Consider the following 18,161-nt stretch of genomic DNA (forward strand, 5'->3'; position numbering starts at 1 on the left):
ATTAATTTCTCTTTTCATTCTAAGAGCCAATATATCTATTTTTGTTAAAATTATAAAGCACATAAAAATAATCGTATGAGAAAGACATCTTCCTTTTTATTCATTTCAATTCTGGGTTGCATGAACTTATTCGCGCAAAACGTTCCCGATTGGGAAAATCCGGAAGTTTTCGCAGTCAATAAAGAAAACACCCGGACTACATCGTTGCCTTATCCCTCCGAAGAGTTGGCCGTAGGAGATAACTACGATTCATCACCCTACTATCAGTCTCTGAACGGTAAATGGAAATTCCATTGGGTTCCAAGGGTATCGGAAGTTCCCGCCGGCTTTTATGAAGAGAACTACGATATAAGCGGTTGGGGTGAAATGCCTGTACCGGGAAACTGGGAATTTAACGGATACGGAATACCCATGTACGTGAATACCGGTTTTGGATTCAGGGCAAAACCGCCGCATATCGACAGGGAAGACTCTCCTACCGGAGCATATCGCCATGAATTCAGTATTCCCGACAGTTGGGACGGCAGACGTATTTTTATCCATTTCGAAGGCGGAACAAACTCTATGTATGTATGGGTAAACGGACAAAAGGTGGGATATACCCAAAACTCCAAAAGTCCGGCTGAATTCGATATCACAGATTACGTGAGAAAAGGTAAAAACACATTGGCTTGCCAGGTACATAAATTCAGCGACGGTTCATACCTCGAAGACCAGGATATGTGGAGGCTTGGGGGAATAAACCGCAACGTTTACCTTTACAGCACGGCGCAAACCCGTATTTTTGACTTCTTTGCCCATCCCGACCTGGATAAAAATTATAAAAGCGGCATTTTCAGTGTGGATATTACATTGAAGAACTATACCGATAACCTCCAAAATAACTCGGTAGAAATTTCGTTATTAGACAAATCGGGCAAAAAAATATTTTCCCGTAATCAAAAATCGGGTATTCCTGCGAATGGAACCGCTGATATTACTGTTTCAGGGAATGTCTCCAATCCGTTGAAATGGACGGCTGAAACCCCAAACCTCTATACAATGCTTATCACATTGAAAGACGGTAACGGTAGGATTGTCGAATCCACATCGCACAAAATAGGATTCCGTAAAATTGAAATAACAGACGGACAACTGTTTGTAAACGGAAAGAAAGTTTTCTTCAAAGGGGTGAATCTCCACGAATTCAATACCCATACTGGTCAGGTGGTAACACGTAAGGAAATGATGCGTAACCTGCAACTGATGAAGGAACTCAATATAAACGCCGTCCGTACATCGCATTATCCGCAACAACCCTTGTGGTATAAATTGTGTGATGAATATGGCATCTACCTTGTCGATGAAGCCAATCTGGAATCGCACGGACTCGGTTACGGTCCCGACAATGTTTCGAACTTCCCCGAATGGCATGGACAACATATGGACCGCATTATCCGGCTTGTGGAACGTGACAAAAATCATGCGTCGGTCATCTTCTGGTCATTGGGTAATGAAGCCAGCAACGGAAAAGCCTTTTTCGATATGTACGACTGGGTCAAAGCACGTGACAACAGCCGTCCCGTGCAATATGAACAAGCCTATCAGAGGGACAGGAACACAGATGTTATCTGCCACATGTACCCATCATGGGAAAACATGAAACGCGATGCAGCCAAAGACCTCGGAAAACCTTATATCATGTGCGAATATGCCCATGCCATGGGTAACAGTATGGGGAATTTTCAGGAATACTGGGATCTGATGCGCTCCAGTAAGAATATGCAGGGCGGATTCATCTGGGAATGGTACAACCATGGATATCCTACCCATGATGAGCAGGGACGTTTCTACTGGGCATATGGTGGCGACCTGAAAGCCTATAACAAAATGAACAATGATAACTTCTGCATGGACGGTATCATTAGTCCCGACCAGAATTATATACCACATACCTATATCGTTAAGAAGGTATATCAGGATATCCTGTTTGAAGCAAAGGATCTGAATAAAGGAATTATTACCGTAATTAATGATTTCAAATTCACAGACCTAGCCTCCGAAAAATACAGTTTCAAATGGGTACTCCTGAAAAATGGAGAAGAATTCAAAGAAGGCGCGTTTACCACATCTGTTCCGGCGGATAGCCGAAAAGACGTTCATTTGAATTTACCCGCTCTGGCTGAAGAAGCAGGCGTAGAGTATTTTCTCCAGGTATATGCTTACAGCAATCAGGCCACCGAATTAATTCCTTCCGGATTTGAAGTAGCTAAAGAGGAATTTGCACTTAACCCCAACAATTATTTCGTTGCCGGAAATGTAAACGGACAAATTGCCGTTGAAAAGCAAGACGATAAGATCATAGTCAAAGCAGGTAATCTGTCTTATGAATTTTCATCAAAGGACGGACGTGGTTTGTTAAGTATGAAAAATAAAGGACAGGATGTGTTCAGGGAACTGCCCCGTCTTAATTTCTGGAGAGCGCTTACCGACAACGAATTCGGAGAATGGATGCAGTATAGTACCCGTATCTGGGAATCGGCCGGACACAACACCATATACAAATATAAAGGCTCCGGAGAAACCGCTGAGGGATTCAAAGCAGAGTATGAGGTCAAACTGAGAGGAATAGAAGCCAAAGTGGAGATCACCTACACGGTAAATAAAGACGGTAGCCTTACTACCTCGGCACATTACAAGGCGTTGTCGGATGACCTGCCTGAGATGCTGCGATTCGGTATGTTAATGACCCTACCTAAGGATTATAACGGTTTCACATGGTACGGCCGTGGCCCTCATGAAAATTATGTAGACCGTAAACATGATACATTTATGGGGATATGGAACGGCAAGGTAGAAGAACAGGCTTTCGCCTATTACCGTCCTCAGGAAACAGGAAATAAAACCGACGTACGTTGGCTCACCCTGAAAAATGAAAACGGTAAAGGTATCAGGGTTGATGGAGCACAACCATTATCAGTAAGTGCTACCAATAACCGTCCTGAAGACCTTGATCCGGGCATGACCAAGAAACAACAGCACTGGTCGGATGTATTACCCCGTCACGAAGTTGTACTGTGCGTAGACCTGTTCCAGCGAGGTGTAGGTGGGTTGCAGTCGTGGGGAGCAAAACCGTTAGACCAATACCGGTTCATGGATAAGGAATATTCCTACAGCTACACTATTAGCGTAAACGATCTGTAAGGTGTTGAGATAACCTTATTAGTATCTTATAGCATGGTCTTTGGGAAAGGAATTCCCGTGCCATGCTTTTTTTGTTGTCCAGTCTTCCGCGGCAGAGGTCCAGAATGAATGATCCGCAGGTAATCCCAGTGGTAGAAACACTTCCGAGGTGAGATACATGCTACCGTTGTTGGTATACCAGTCGGCAAGATTGGGTTGGTGGCCGGCAAATCCTAGTTGCAGGAATCCTCCTTCATTGAAATTGCCTTCGTTCATGAACATCCGTTTCATGACAGCAGTGAGTGCACTTCTGACCTGCCCTTCGGCCAGTTCTTCCGGTAGAAGTTCCTTCCATGAGAGCATGGATAGAGGTTGGAATACACCCAGGCGGTAGGTCATGGAACGTCCGAACAACGGAAAGGTTCCTTCGGGAGAAATAAAGCGCTCCAATATAATTCCGAAGCGTTGCATCCGTTTTTTCGCGATATCCAGATCCTTCCGAACTGATTCCGGGTTTTTGTCCCTCAACGGTATTTTTCTGTCTACAAGTGCCTGAAGAACCTGCACATACATCGGTTGTATCACATAGCTGTTATAGTAGTCGAAAGCGAAATGCTCTCCGTCGGAATACCATCCGTCGCCCACGTACCATTCATCGATCTTCCTGATAGCACTGTGTATGCGGTAAATATCGTATTGCGCTCCTGCTTCCATCAGGAAAGTTTCGACCATTGCCGAGAACAAGAGCCAGTTGGTGTAAGGGGGATCGATACGGCGGAGTTGCTGGAATTCCTTGATATACCGCTCTTTGGTTACCTCGTCAAGAGGTTTCCATAACTGTTCGGGGGCACGCAGAAAACTACTGGCGATATAAGCGGCATCCACCAACGGCTGCCCTTCATTTCTCCATAACAGGTAGTCGGGGCTTTCAGGATCGACCGCATGCGCGTAACTCTTCAATGCCCATTCCCGGAGTTGTTTCCTTTGTATCCCTTCAGCCGTATTATCATCCGGCAGGCTAAGCCAGGGCGCTATACCCGACATCAGCCTTCCGAAACATTCCATATAGGTAACGTCTTTATCTCGTCCATCCCATGTGGGACTGACTTCCACCTGCATATTCTTTTTCAATTCGCCTTTACTCATATTTTCAAGTACAGGCGCGGCGATCCTGTATGCTAACGCGGTCCAGTATGCACGATCACTCTCTGCCGATGCAACGGGTGAATCATTCACAGTTTCCGCGGAATAAAGTGATATAATTATTAACAGAGAGGATACTATAAATAATAATGCTCGTTTCATATGATTCTTACTTCAAATGTTTCACCATCTCAGAGGCAGCCAGCAGGAAAGCACCTACACCGAAATCGGCAGTGGTTTCCGCGTTTACAGTATGTTGATCGGCCCGTTCACCGATAGGTTGTACATAGCCTACTTTACCGTTATCCTGCAACGCGATATCGGCCAGGTAATTCCATGCTTTCTCCACCACAGGGTCATATTCATTTCTATCAAAGAAACCATTGTTTATTCCCCATAAATAGCCATAAAGGAAGAATGCAGTTCCACTGGTCTCGTATCCGGCAGCATGGTCGGCATCGAGCAGGCTTCTAGTCCAGAATCCCTCTTCCTGCTGGCAACCGGCAAGCGCTTTCGCCATATCCCGGTATACACTTATATATTCATCTCTATGGGGATTGTCTTCGGGCAGATCCTGTAATACTTTGGCCAGTCCGGCGAATACCCATCCGTTACCACGCGCCCAGAAGTCTTTCTTCCCATTGTTCGTCTTGTGAGCAGGATATATATATTTGGCATCCCGGTAAAACAGAGTGTTCTCCTCATCGTACATCAGCTCTTTTGCAAAGGAGAAATATTCATGAAGTTTACTCAGATACAGTTCGTTTCCAGTTATATTGTATAGTTTTGTCATCACCGGCATCACCATATAGAGCCCATCAGCCCACCACCAGTAATCATTCTGCGGTGTGCTCATCTGGTACTCCATCACCTCTTTTGCTCGTGCAATCTTTCTTTCGTCTTTTGTCTCATCCAGATTATACAGGTCGACATATACCTGGAAACAGATCTGCCAATCTCCGAAAAGCACAAAATCGTCAGACTCCCCATATGAATACCTCCAGTTCTCCTTATTGTCTGATTTGGCACCTTTCCACTCATTGTGTTCTGCCCAGGCTTCGGAATATGCCTTGTATGCCTCGTTTCCGGTCACTTCATACGCAGCCATATTACCGGTATGATAGGCAGCTCTGTGCCAGAATGCATTGCCGTGTTCCGGATGATTGGCCTGCCAGTAATTATTTATTTTGTGGATAATATCAATCACTTCTTTTACATCTGTTCTTTCAGGTGTTTTATTATTATCCTGACCCGGACCGCACCCCATGAAACAGGCGATTATTACCGTGAAAAATACCATTACAGACAAATCGTAAAACTTGTAGTTCATAATTCAGAGAGTTTGTTTGTTAAAATAAAGTGCAAATATCTCATTTATCTCCTAAGATCGGGTTCTTTTATCACTCAAAAATGTTCAATTATCATTTAAAGTGACGTTTTTATTGTAGATTTTCCGGTTTCTAACGATAATATTATATTGGCTCACTCATCCCATGACAGCAGTGAACAATTTCACACTCTTCCTACCGGAAAAAGAAAGAGAGTGCTCAAAAGAATTGTTCTGAACACTCTCACATATCCAATTAGTACTTATTTCAATTAATGTAATTAATTGTATCCCGGATTTTGTTCCAATGCTGCACCATTATTTAACTGAATTTCCGTCAGAGGAATAGGAAGCAGTGCATGGAAGTCCTGAAAACCTGTGATTATTTTATTATCCGGTGCATTAGGTGCTTTGTCTCCATTCAATGCGATACGCTCTTTCAGTGTATTGGTGCGCATCAAAGTCATTCGGCGGTTCTCCTCTGCGATCAGTTCCCGGACGCGTTCATCAAGAATAAAATTGATATCTATCTGGGCAGCCGTAACCTTTCCGGCATCAGCATTACCGGAGGAGGTGCGATACGCTTTAAAGGCACGATTCCGCAGCACGTTGATATCATCTGCAGCACCCTGATTGTTTCCCTGACGGAAACGTGCTTCCGCACGCAGTAAGTAGGTTTCCCCCAAGCGCATTAACGGCCAATCTTTTACCAACGCATATCCGAAATCATCGCTGGGATCATATCCTCCCCATTTTGTCGGGTGCGGATAGTTTACAGCCAGAGAATCGTCTTTTGCCGGAATAACGGGATCACCGGTGCGAACGGTCACATTTCGTACTCCCTGATTTAATTCTACGCGAAATCCATTTGCATCTACACCAAAAGATTCCTCATAGCCGGGGCGATTGTAATAAAGTTGGCGACGGATATTGTGATTGGAATTTCTGACATCGCCATTTTCGAATAAGCCGTATTTTACAAAGTTACTCAGACGGAGACGTCCATTACCCCGTCCTCCGATGGAGTCGGCATTTACCATACCTGCATATTTATGGAAGCCAGGAACCCAATTACGACGTTGCTGCGGATTATCAATCGTTCCGCCATTCACATCCCGATTATATTCCATCTGGAAAATCCAGATTCCTTCGGTATTTCCCTGGGAGCGACGTTGATTGCCCCAACGAAACATATCGGAATAATAGTCTCCACCTTCTGTAAGGAACTTTCCGTAACGTTCTTCAATCAGTTTATAGTTGCCTTCGGTGATGATAGGAGTCACTGCATCTTCGGCTTTTTTGAAATAGGAAGCGTCACGCATCCCCATGCGCAGAAAAGCTTCTCCTGCCATTTGACGTGCGATGTCTTTACTGATCCGACTTTCAGTCCGAGTCTGTCCTATTGCCGGTAAATTGGCAATCGCATAGGTCAGGTCGCTTTCTATCAACTCATCGATCTTTGCTATTTCTTCCCGTACATAATCTGTTTTAGGTACAGTCGTGGATTCAGTCACCAGAGGAACCTTCCCCCAGAGGGTTACCAGCATATTATAGGCATATGCACGGAAAAACATTGCTTCACCCTTCTCCGCCGCATTTCCCTCTTCACCTAATGCGGCGATAATCTGGTTAGAACTGTTGATAATTTCATACAATCTTTCCCATAGAAAATTAACGGCACCATTTTCGGCATTTAACTCCTGATAACGATAAAAAGGAACTTCTACACCCTCGGTGTCACCGGGTGAACCGATATCAGTCCCTACCTGCCAACATCCAACAAATCCCTGTCTGCCGGACCATCCCCAGGTAGCAGCGAACTGACGGTGCAAACCTATCAATTTAGCATTTGTATCACCTACTTCCGGGCCGTAACTGGAAAACATTTTTTCATCCAGAAAACTATCACTGCACGAAGACGTTCCCCAAACCAGGGAAAATGCAGCACATACGATTAAAAATATATGTTTAAACTTCATTGTTTTTATTTTTTAAAATGTGATATTTAAACCGAATACAAAACTTTTTGTAGCAGGGTAATTGCTGCTGTCATATACCGTTTCGCCCCGTGTACTATCCCATGAGCTGCCGCCGCGACTGATCTGGCGCGCTTCCGGATCCCATCCGATCCAATCGGTGAAAGTAAAGAGGTTCCGTCCGCTCACGTACAGCATCAATGCTTCCAGGCCTGCTTTACGGATCGTATTCTGAGGAATATTATAACTCAACGTTACATCTTTAATTCGGGTGAAGCTGGCATCACTCGGGAAACCGTAACCATGTTTATTGGAGTTCTTGCGCAGTGAACGCCACTCGTTGCTTTTGTTTTCCGGCGTCCAATAACCTATCTCGGTAGCTGTATTACGACGTCCCATCTCATCACCGGCAATACCAATCAGTGTATTGTTCCTTTTTACACCTTGTACTGTCTGAACAAATACGCTTAGAGAGAAGTCCCTGTAAGTAAATGTATTTGTCAGACCGCCGATCCATTTAGGAGTCGTTTGTCCTTGTACTGTACGGTCATAGTCATTGATCTGTCCGTCGGGCACACCGTCGGGGCCACTGATATCCGCTAATTTTATATCTCCGGCCTCGGCGATAGGATCCCAATTCTCATGTAGTCCGGCAGCAATTTCATCTTCCTGCCAAATCCCAACTTTTGTATAGTCGTAAATAACTCCGATGGGATGGCCGATAAACCACCGGTTCCCCAAATCATCCTTTTTGTCTCCATAAAGATCCCTGATCTCATTTTTATTCCAGGAGAATACCAGTGAAGAATTCCACGAGAAGTCCCGGGTTGTAATATTCCTTGAATTAATGGTCACTTCAACTCCTGTATTTGCTGTTTCCCCCATATTGGTATAAACCGAGTTGTATCCGGATATCTTGGGCAGGTTCCGTCTGAGTAACAGATCATTCGTAGTAGAAAAATAGATATCCACGTTACCGTCGATACGATTATTCCATAGGCCGAAATCCAGACCGGCATTGAAGGTACGTGTTGTTTCCCAGGTCAGTTCGTTATTACCCATGTTTTCATTGGGCCACAGAGCGGCGCTGCTACTTCCGTTCATCGTCAGCATACCGCTTTCCAGCTTCACACGCGATTGATATACTCCAATAGCCTCGTTTCCCGCTTTACCGTAAGAAAGTCTTAATTTCAGAGTATTCAAATAATCATTAGCCGACTGCATGAAATTCTCGCGTGCGATATTCCATCCCAGGGCCACAGAAGGAAATACACCGTATTTGTTATCGGCCCCGAATACGGATGAACCGTCGCGGCGCACGGTAAAAGTAAACAGATACCGGCTATCATATGAATAATTAAGACGTCCCATTTGCGAGATGGTAGAATAAAGGTCGGTGTAAGAGCCTACTTTATGTGTTTCCGCACTTCCTAAGTTATGCCATTCCAGATCATCGGTCATAAATTTCTCTGCTTCGGATGTAGCATTCTGGTATTTCTTACGAGAAGCGGCATATAATCCGGTGAGATCGAGATGATGTAAGCCAAAATCACGAGCATACGAGATAATGTTCTCTATCGTATAGCTTTGCGTTTCTTCATTAAAGATTCTGGCATAACCATTGTTCCTGTTTACTGATTTACCTTCGTACACATTCGTCCGTTTGGGCATATAGGCATACCCCCCGTTGAATTTATATTTCAATCCCTGCAATGAATTCGCTATTTTCCCGAAATCCATTTCGGCATATCCGTTAATATTCATATTGAACTGCCGGCGCTCGGGATTTGTGGTCGTCCACATCAGCGGATTGGTAAACAGCGTTTCACTGTACATGGGATGAATAGTATAACTTCCGTCTTCATTGTACATCCTGGCATAGGGACTCATTGCTTCTGCCATAAGAAAATTGGCACGCCCTCCATCACGATTGTGAGAAACAAGATATGTGTTGGTTCCTACCGTCAGATAATCGGTTACATTCATATCGATATTGGTACGTACAGAATACCGTTTATAGTTAAACCCTTTCACAATACCTTTTTGATCGGTATAATCGGCCGATACGTAATATTTTACATTTTCCGCTCCACCGGATATATTTATATTATGATTCTGAATGATACCGGTCTGTGTAACGGCATCGATCCAGTCGTTCGTCACACCGTTCTTGTAGTTCTCCGATTCATATTCATTCTTTACAAACCCGTCAAAGAGTGTTTCCCCGGGATTCTGTGCTACATAGTCCTTATATCGCTGAAGGATTTGCGGGCCGTCACCAAATTGTAATCTGTTGGTAAAATCTTCGATCCCGAGATAGCCGTTATAGCGGATAACCGGTTTTCCTGTAGATCCTCTCTTAGTAGTGATAAGGATAACCCCGTTTGCACCGTTTGTCCCATAAATAGCTGTAGCGGAGGCGTCTTTCAGGATTTCCATGGATGCAATGTCGTTCGGATTGATATCGTTCAGAGTTCCTCCCGATTTACTGATAGGTACACCATCCACTACGACATAAGGGCCGGAAGATGCATTGATAGAGTTTCTACCCCGTACGTATGCATCCGGAGCATCACCCGGTATAGATGAGGTCTGTGTAATGGTGACTCCCGCAGCTGCTCCCTGTACTGCCTGCAGCACATTTGTAACGGGAAGTTTCTCTAATCGGTCTTTGGATACAGATGTTACAGAACCTGTGATATCTGACTTCTTCTGTACCCCATAACCTACTACCACTACCTCTTCGAGGGTTTGAGTATCTTCTTCAAGGATAATGGTGAGTGACCGGCCGGTTACAGGTACTTCCTGTGTTATATAACCGATATAGCTGATCTGAAGGATGGCTCCCTGGGATACGTTCAGGGTAAAATTACCATCGATATCAGTTATGGTACCATTGGTAGTGCCTTTCTCCAGTATACTCGCACCAATAACTGCTTCGCCATTCACGTCGGAAACATTACCGGTTACGCTGGTTTGTGCAAACGCCGTCATGCTGCATAAGCATAAGGCGATACATGTAATAAATGTTTTTAGTTTGTACATAGATTAATAATTTAGTAATGATATTACATTAGAGTTTATATGAATAAGGTTTTCAGATGCCTGATCATCGGCATTTTACTCTTAAATCAATATAATGTCTAGTAGGTTTTTGAACTTTTTAGGCTTTCAAGGTTGATCTTTACAATAAAATCAATGTCTCTCTATAAAATCAAATTTCACTAAAAGATCTCAGGCTTTTTATTCATAGGCAAAATTCATTTAATTATATTAAAATATTATTTAAGACTCACAGTGGGCAAAGGTAGACCGGCGGGGTATAAATCAACTCTAATTATCACTCAAAAAGGTGGAAAAATATGAAGGCAACTCTATTTTAACATAGCGTTTTATCGCTAATGCTTTAATAATTAACTGAGTTTAGTGATAGATTCCTTTTTCTGATAAGCCATCTTTTCACATAAATTTTTTCTGAACCATGTTGAGTTTTCTTATTTTTGTAGAATATAAGATGCGCCTCAGGCAAGTTCAATAAATTAGATTATTCCTGCGCTCGGCAGAACAAGTAAACTCGTTCTGCACTCTCTTAACGGAATAATTCAAACAAGTTTGGCTTACCATTCGGCTTTCATTATATTTGTAGAATATAAGATGCGCCTCGGGTAAGCTTAAGCGAGCTTAGCTTACCTCTTGGCTTTCATTATATTTGTGAAAAATCTGATTTTAATGAAGAAGTTGTCACCAGATATTCTACCCAATCATTTAACATTACTTTACGCCGTTTTCATTTTGCTGTTCGGCTGTACAGATTTTATGTATTCTCAACAGGGCAGTGTGGGGTTGGATTTTAATATCCTGAGTACGACGGATGGTTTTCCCACCAATGAAATACAGAAAGTATATCAGGATCGGGAGGGATTTATGTGGTTTGCCACAAGAAACGGACTATGTAAATACGACGGATACCAGATAACGGTTTATAATTCCAACCAATTAAAATCCCCTGTGTTGACAAGCAATAATATTCATTGTCTTGCGGATGATGATCTGGGAAATCTCTGGGTAGGAACGTACAGCGGGATGAACCGATTCGATAAGAGGTCGGGGACATTTGAACCTGTCGAGATCCGGAACACAACCAATAAGGTGGTTTCCTGTATTCTCGTGACAAAAAATAATGAGGTCTGGATCGGATTGGATGACGGACTGTTCAGATATGATTCGCGTGAGAACGCCTTTACGCATCATAGTCTGCAAAAAGTTGGCGATATATCCATAACTGCTTCACTCAAATCCATCATTCAGGATAGCTCCGGTGAGATATGGATCGGTACATGGGATAACGGATTATACCGGTATTCTCCCTCTAAGAATATCTTTTACGTTTACCCGCAACTGAACCCGCGTAACTCGGCGCATGTGATCTATGAAGACAGCAGGAAGAATATCTGGATAGGAACATGGGGTGAAGGCCTTCATCTGCTTGAAAACCCCCGTGATACGGGGAACTTCCGGTTGAAGACATACCGGCATGATAACAACGATCCGGAAAGTCTGTCGGATAACCTTGTCTATGATATCTGTGAGGATATCCATACCAATACCCTGTGGATAGGTACCCGTAGCGGTCTTAGTATGCTGGAATATGATAACCCTTCCGGATTTATCAATTGGAGTACAACTCATAAGACCAATAAGCTTCCCTCCAACGAGGTCAATTCCATTATCCGGGATAACAAGGAAAATATCTGGATCGGCACTATCGGCGGTGGTGTCTTGTTTACAAATACGGAAAAGTCGAAGTTCAATTTTTTTGGTGTAGATCTTCCGGAGATACCTACCGGGGCGATACGGGCAGTTTTTTTAGATAATGACGATAATATGTGGATGGGTGTAGGCACATACGGAGTTGTCCTGCATGATAAAAAATCGGGAAAGACTATCTCGCAACTGGCCTTGCCTGAATTCAACGGAATGGGTCAAATTACAACGTATGATATCAAGCAGCGTAATACCGGCGAAATACTTTTCGGTACGTATGGAGGCGGGTTATGGGTATATGAAAAAGGAAAACCTGTCAAAACGTATACTGAAGAGAATTGCAGTTTCATCAGTGATAATCGTATACGGAGCATTTACATCGACCGACAGCAGAATTGCTGGCTTGGAACGCAATATGGGCTGGGTGTCTGGCTCAGCGATAATACAGGAGTCACTTTCGATGAGATCATTATCGATGGTAAGCGCCTGGAGCCGTCAAGTATGATCGATATAGCGGAAGACGATACCGGCAGAATATGGGTTGCAACGATCGGTAATGGTATAATATCGGTGGAAGGTGATCCCCGGCGTAAAGAAGGACTCACTTTCAGGAACTATACTGCTGAAAATGGAAAGATATCCGCTCACACCATCAATGTGCTGTATTATGATACCTTCGGACGTTTATGGGCGGGAGCCGAAAACGGAAGATTGTACCTGTACGACAAAGTGTCGGACTCGTTTATCGACAAATCGCCCCAATTCTCTATTCTGGGAACCCTGATTAGTTCCATCAGGGAAGACCGGCAGGGAAATCTGTGGATCGGTACAAGCAACGGACTTGCCAGGCTCTCGTTCAATGAAACAGCCGAACTGACAAGCTATCGGGTTTATACTACAGCCGATGGGTTATGCGATAACTTTTTCATATCGAAATCATCCTGTAATCATAACGGAGAGTTGTTTTTTGGGGGGTATAAAGGATTGGTAAGGTTCAATCCCGATAATATAGAGGTAGAGATCAATCCGACACCGTTTTATATAACCGATATAAGGGTATTGAACACCTCTTTCTATAACCTGGATAAGGAAATAACCGGCAAAATATCTGAAAAAGTCCCTTCTTTCTCTGATCGGATCACGATTCCGCATAAGTATAACAATTTCAGTATCCATTTTGCGACCCTCAATTACAAAAATCCCGAACTGAACAGATATGCCTATAAACTGGCCGGGTTTGATCCGGACTGGACATATGCCGATTCGAAACAAAATGTGGCTTATTACAATAATCTTTCGCCGGGACAGTATGTTTTTCAATTGAGGGCGACTACGCAGAATGGCGTGTGGAACGATGAGATTAAAGAGATGCGAATCAATGTGCTGCCCCCGTTCTGGCTTTCATGGTGGGCTTTTGTCATCTATTTTTGTACTTTCGTGCTGATCGGTTATGCGATCTACCGGAATATCCTGAATCGCATACATCTTCGTAATCAATTACGGTATAAAGAGATAGAACAGGAAAAAGCAGAAGAACTCAACCATGCCAAACTACAGTTTTTCACGAATATCACGCATGAATTCCTGACACCGCTCACCATTATTTCGGCTACAGTGGACGAATTGCAACAAATATCACCCCGGAATGACGACCTGTATGCGACTATGGGGCAGAATATCAACCGGTTGTCCCGGTTGTTGCAACAAATCCTGGAATTCAGGAAAGCCGAGTCAGGGAATTTGCGATTGCGCGTTGCATACGGTAATATCTCCGAATTTATAAGGAACGCTATCGAGTCGTTTTATCCGCTGATCAGGAAAAAGAAACTTCATTTTTCCTACGTGAGTGATCCGGAAAATATCCAGGGATTGTTTGATATTGACAAATTGGACAAGATTCTCTACAATCTGGTCTCAAATGCTGCCAAATATGTTTCGGAAGGGGGCTCCATACGGGTAACGCTATCATACCGGGATGAAGAAAAAGACCATATCCTGGTATCGGTAAAAGATGATGGAGCGGGAATCTCGAAAGAAGACCAGCAAACATTATTCAAACGGTTCTACGAGGGAAATTACCGTCGCCACAAAACTACTGGTACCGGCATCGGATTATCACTGGTAAAAGACCTTGTCAACCTCTATCACGGGACGATACAGGTGGAAAGCGAGATCGGTAAAGGAACTGAATTCACGGTCATTCTTCCCATCGATGTCTCCTGTTTCGAGGATTCAGAAATCGATACGAATAAATTTGAAACCGTCCGGGAGCCGACAATCGTTGAAGCCCCTGCGATAGCAGAAGAAAACGTACCTACGACGAAAAAACAAAAAACATCATCCATATTGGTTGTGGAAGACAATGCGGAGATATTGCAGCTTATTCATCGGTTGTTAAACAGGGATTATCATGTATTGACTGCTACAAACGGAAAAGAGGCGATGCTTATTCTCGAACATGAAAAAATAGATATTATTGTTTCGGATATTATGATGCCGGAAATGGATGGCGTGGAACTGTGCAGATCGCTGAAGAACAATATTGAATATAGTCATATTCCTATTATCTTACTGACGGCCAAAACCGATGAGAAAGACCGCGCCGATGCCTATGAGTCGGGAGCCGATGCATTTATCAGTAAGCCTTTTAACCTGAACGTACTGCATGCGCGTATCAAAAATCTCTTAAAAAGCCGGGAACGCATAGCACGGGATTTTAAAAACCAGCTGGTATTTGAATTGAAAGACCTGGAATTCACCAATCTCGACGAAGAATTCATACGAAAAGCGATCGATTGCGTAAACCGGCATTTAGATAATACGGAATTTGACCAGCAACAGTTCTCGGAAGAGATGAACGTAAGCAAGTCCACGCTGTATAATAAGCTGAAAACCCTTACAGGATTGAATACTTCGGCATTTATCACGAATATCAGGCTAAAAGCGGCCTGCCGGATCATGGATCAAAACCGGAATATCCGGATATCGGATCTGGCTTATGCTGTGGGTTTCAACGATCCTAAGTATTTCAGTTCCTGCTTCAAGAAGGAATTCAATATGCGTCCGAGTGAATATATAGAACGATTTTCGGGTACATTGGGAGAATAATCAAACAGGGGCGGCCAAACGGTCGCCCCTGATGTTGAAGTAGTGTGTGGTTATTGTTACTCTTCCTTTTCCTGTGCCTCATACGCTTTCAACAGTTTTTCCTGTACATCGGAAGGAACCAGTTCATAGCTCGAGAATTTCATGGAAAAAGAAGCCCTTCCACCGGAGATGGAACTCAGCGATGTGGAGTAGGAACTCATTTCTTTCAGGGGCACTTTCGCCTTCAGTTTTTCGAATCCTTTTTCACTTTCCATACCCATGATCATGGCACGGCGTCCCTGCAGGTCACTCATCACATCGCCCATATATTCACCCGGTACGGATACCGTTACATCATAGACAGGTTCGAGGATCTTGGGCCCTGCATTTTTGAAGGCGGTACTGAACGCATTGCGTCCTGCGAGCATAAAAGAGATTTCATTGGAATCCACAGGGTGCATCTTGCCGTCGTACACAATCACGCGTACGTCGCGGGCATACGATCCGGTAAGGGGCCCCTGTTCCATACGGGCCATGATCCCTTTCAAGATAGCAGGCAGGAAGCGGGCGTCAATGGCTCCACCCACGATACTGTTCACAAATACCAGTTTGCCGCCCCAATCCAGGTTGATCTCCTGTGTATCGCGGTTCTGTACTTTGTATTCCTGCCCGTTAAAACGATAAACTTCCGGCACAGCCATCCCTTCGGTATAAGGCTCTACAATAAGATGCACCTCACCGAACTGGCCGGCACCTCCCGACTGTTTTTTGTGGCGGTAATCGGCACGCGCCGACTTCGTAATGGTTTCGCGGTAAGGGATCTTGGGCTCCAGGAATTCAATCTCGATCTTATCGTTGTTTTCCAACCGCCATTTTAATGTTCTCAGGTGGAATTCGCCTTGTCCGGAGACAATAGTCTGTTTCAGTTCCTTGGAGTTTTCCACCAACCAGGTGGGATCTTCCTCTTTCATGCGGGTGAGGGCTTCGCTCAGCTTTTCGGAGTTCGACTCGTTGACAGCCTTGATCGCCCGGCGGTAACGGGGTTCCGGATAACGGATGAAGTCAAACTTGTTCTCGGTATCTTTTGAGTTGAGTGTATTTCCTGTACGCACGTCTTTCAGTTTTACCGCTGCGCCGATACTGCCAGCCTGTAACTCTTCCGCTTTGTTGCGGATCTGTCCGGCCACGGTATAAAGCTGTACGAGGCGTTCTTTTGAACCGCGGTTAGCATTGACGAGATCGTCGCCTTCTTTCACCGAGCCTGACATTACCTTAAAATAGGAAACTTCCCCGATATGGGGCTCGACCGTTGTTTTAAAGAAAAACAAACTTGTGGGGGCTGATGCATCGGGTTTCACTTCTTCCCCTTCGCTGTTAAGAGGGGTAGGGACATCAAGCGGAGAGGGCGCCACCATACTCAGGAAGTTCATGATACGGTGCACAGCCATATTTTTTTCTGCTGACGCACAGAAGAGCGGGAAGAGGCTGCGGCTGATTATTCCCTTGTGGATACCGTCTCGCATCTCTTCTTCGGTAAGGGAACCCTGATCGAAATATTTTTCCATCAGACCTTCATCATTTTCGGCTGCTGCTTCCAACAAAGTCTGATAATATTCTCCCGCTTTTTCCTTCTCACTATCGGGGATTTCCAATACGTCGGGGGCTGTAGCACCCGGTTTCCATTTATACAGCTTTTGCTTCAATACATCCACGATCCCGTCGAAAGAACTGCCGCTGCCAATAGGATATTGTACCGGTACGACTTTGTTACCATATTGTTCTTTCAGGCTTGCAAGGGTGTTGTCGTAATCTGCTTTCTCATGGTCCATCTGATTCATCAGGAAAAGGAGCGGTTTATTCAGGTCGTCCACATAGCGGAGCTGATTGACGGTGCCAACTTCTATCCCGTTGGCAGCATCGATCAGCATCAGTGCCATATCCGTAACATTGAGGGCTGAAACAACTCCTCCCACAAAATCATCCGAGCCTGGACAATCGATAAAATTCATCAGTTTCTCTTTCCACTCGTATGAAAAAACAGTGGAGAAGACGGAATATCCATATTCCTTTTCTACAGGGAAGTAGTCACTCACGGTATTTTTTCCGTCTACCGTACCGCGTCGTTTTATAAGACCACACTCGAAAAGCATGGCTTCTGCGAGAGTGGTCTTACCTGAGCCTGCATTGCCAATGAGGGCAATGTTCCTGATTTCGTTTGTTTTGTAAACTTTCATACGCTTTTTTATTTTTTTTGTTGATGTGTATGGAATATTCGCGTTAAGCCAAATGGGCAGAGCCAAGTTTACTTGAGCTATACCATGGCGAGTGAATATCTAAATTTGTTTGAACTCGCAATAATCATGTGTCCGTGTGAGAATAGTTCTCTTGCTCGTTTCATGATTAGAAAATATTATAATGTTATTAATATGCCCATAAGACTAATTAATAAAGAAGTCAAGAAGTTTGAAAATCTTGAATATTGAATCTTAATCTTGAATTTCTATAGTCTTAGTTCTTGATCCTAATTTTTAATTGTATGAAAAAAGACTTTGCCGTGGTATAAATACCGGCAAAGTCATGCTATCCAAAACAGCGCCGCAATATATAAAAAACGTATGACAAACAGTGATTCCATAATTATGTTATATAACATATAGTGGAGTGAATTGTCTAAAGAGGAGTAGGGAAGGGATAAACATTTT

At 43.9% G+C, this 18,161-nt stretch carries 7 protein-coding genes; 2 read left to right on the top strand and 5 right to left on the bottom strand.

The genetic code is table 11. From position 1 onward, the window contains the following. Positions 1 to 75: 75 nt before the first annotated feature. The gene (locus tag U2P89_RS11155; protein WP_322191438.1) at positions 76 to 3,183 is read left to right on the top strand and encodes a glycoside hydrolase family 2 TIM barrel-domain containing protein; all 3,108 of its coding nucleotides are present in this window, start codon (positions 76 to 78) and stop codon (positions 3,181 to 3,183) included. Between the two features lie 18 nt (positions 3,184 to 3,201). Here the strand turns inward: U2P89_RS11155 and U2P89_RS11160 are convergent, their stop codons facing one another. From U2P89_RS11160 to U2P89_RS11175, 4 genes are all read right to left on the bottom strand, one after another. Further along, entirely contained in the window at positions 3,202 to 4,467 is a 1,266-nt protein-coding gene (locus tag U2P89_RS11160) for a DUF2264 domain-containing protein (RefSeq protein ID WP_091907009.1), read from the bottom strand. A gap of 7 nt (positions 4,468 to 4,474) precedes the next feature. After that, complete coding sequence (locus tag U2P89_RS11165; protein WP_322191445.1) at positions 4,475 to 5,572, bottom strand: glycoside hydrolase family 88 protein; 1,098 nt, start codon at positions 5,570 to 5,572, stop codon at positions 4,475 to 4,477. Between the two features lie 341 nt (positions 5,573 to 5,913). Next, positions 5,914 to 7,611 carry a RagB/SusD family nutrient uptake outer membrane protein gene (locus tag U2P89_RS11170; protein ID WP_322191439.1) on the bottom strand — a complete coding sequence of 566 codons (1,698 nt, stop codon included), beginning with the start codon at positions 7,609 to 7,611 and terminating at the stop codon, positions 5,914 to 5,916. 12 nt (positions 7,612 to 7,623) lie between these two features. Beyond that, the gene (locus U2P89_RS11175) at positions 7,624 to 10,602 is read right to left on the bottom strand and encodes a TonB-dependent receptor (RefSeq protein WP_322191446.1); all 2,979 of its coding nucleotides are present in this window, start codon (positions 10,600 to 10,602) and stop codon (positions 7,624 to 7,626) included. 735 nt (positions 10,603 to 11,337) lie between these two features. Between U2P89_RS11175 and U2P89_RS11180 the strand changes: the two genes are divergently transcribed. Next, positions 11,338 to 15,480, top strand: a complete 4,143-nt coding sequence (locus U2P89_RS11180) for a two-component regulator propeller domain-containing protein (RefSeq protein ID WP_322191440.1) — start codon at positions 11,338 to 11,340, stop codon at positions 15,478 to 15,480. 56 nt (positions 15,481 to 15,536) lie between these two features. Here the strand turns inward: U2P89_RS11180 and U2P89_RS11185 are convergent, their stop codons facing one another. Further along, positions 15,537 to 17,693: an elongation factor G gene (locus U2P89_RS11185; protein ID WP_313381066.1), complete on the bottom strand. Its 2,157-nt coding sequence runs from the start codon at positions 17,691 to 17,693 to the stop codon at positions 15,537 to 15,539. Between the last annotated feature and the right edge of the window lie 468 nt (positions 17,694 to 18,161).

The sequence above is a fragment of the Proteiniphilum sp. genome (assembly GCF_034331125.1).
GTDB lineage: Bacteria > Bacteroidota > Bacteroidia > Bacteroidales > Dysgonomonadaceae > Proteiniphilum > Proteiniphilum saccharofermentans.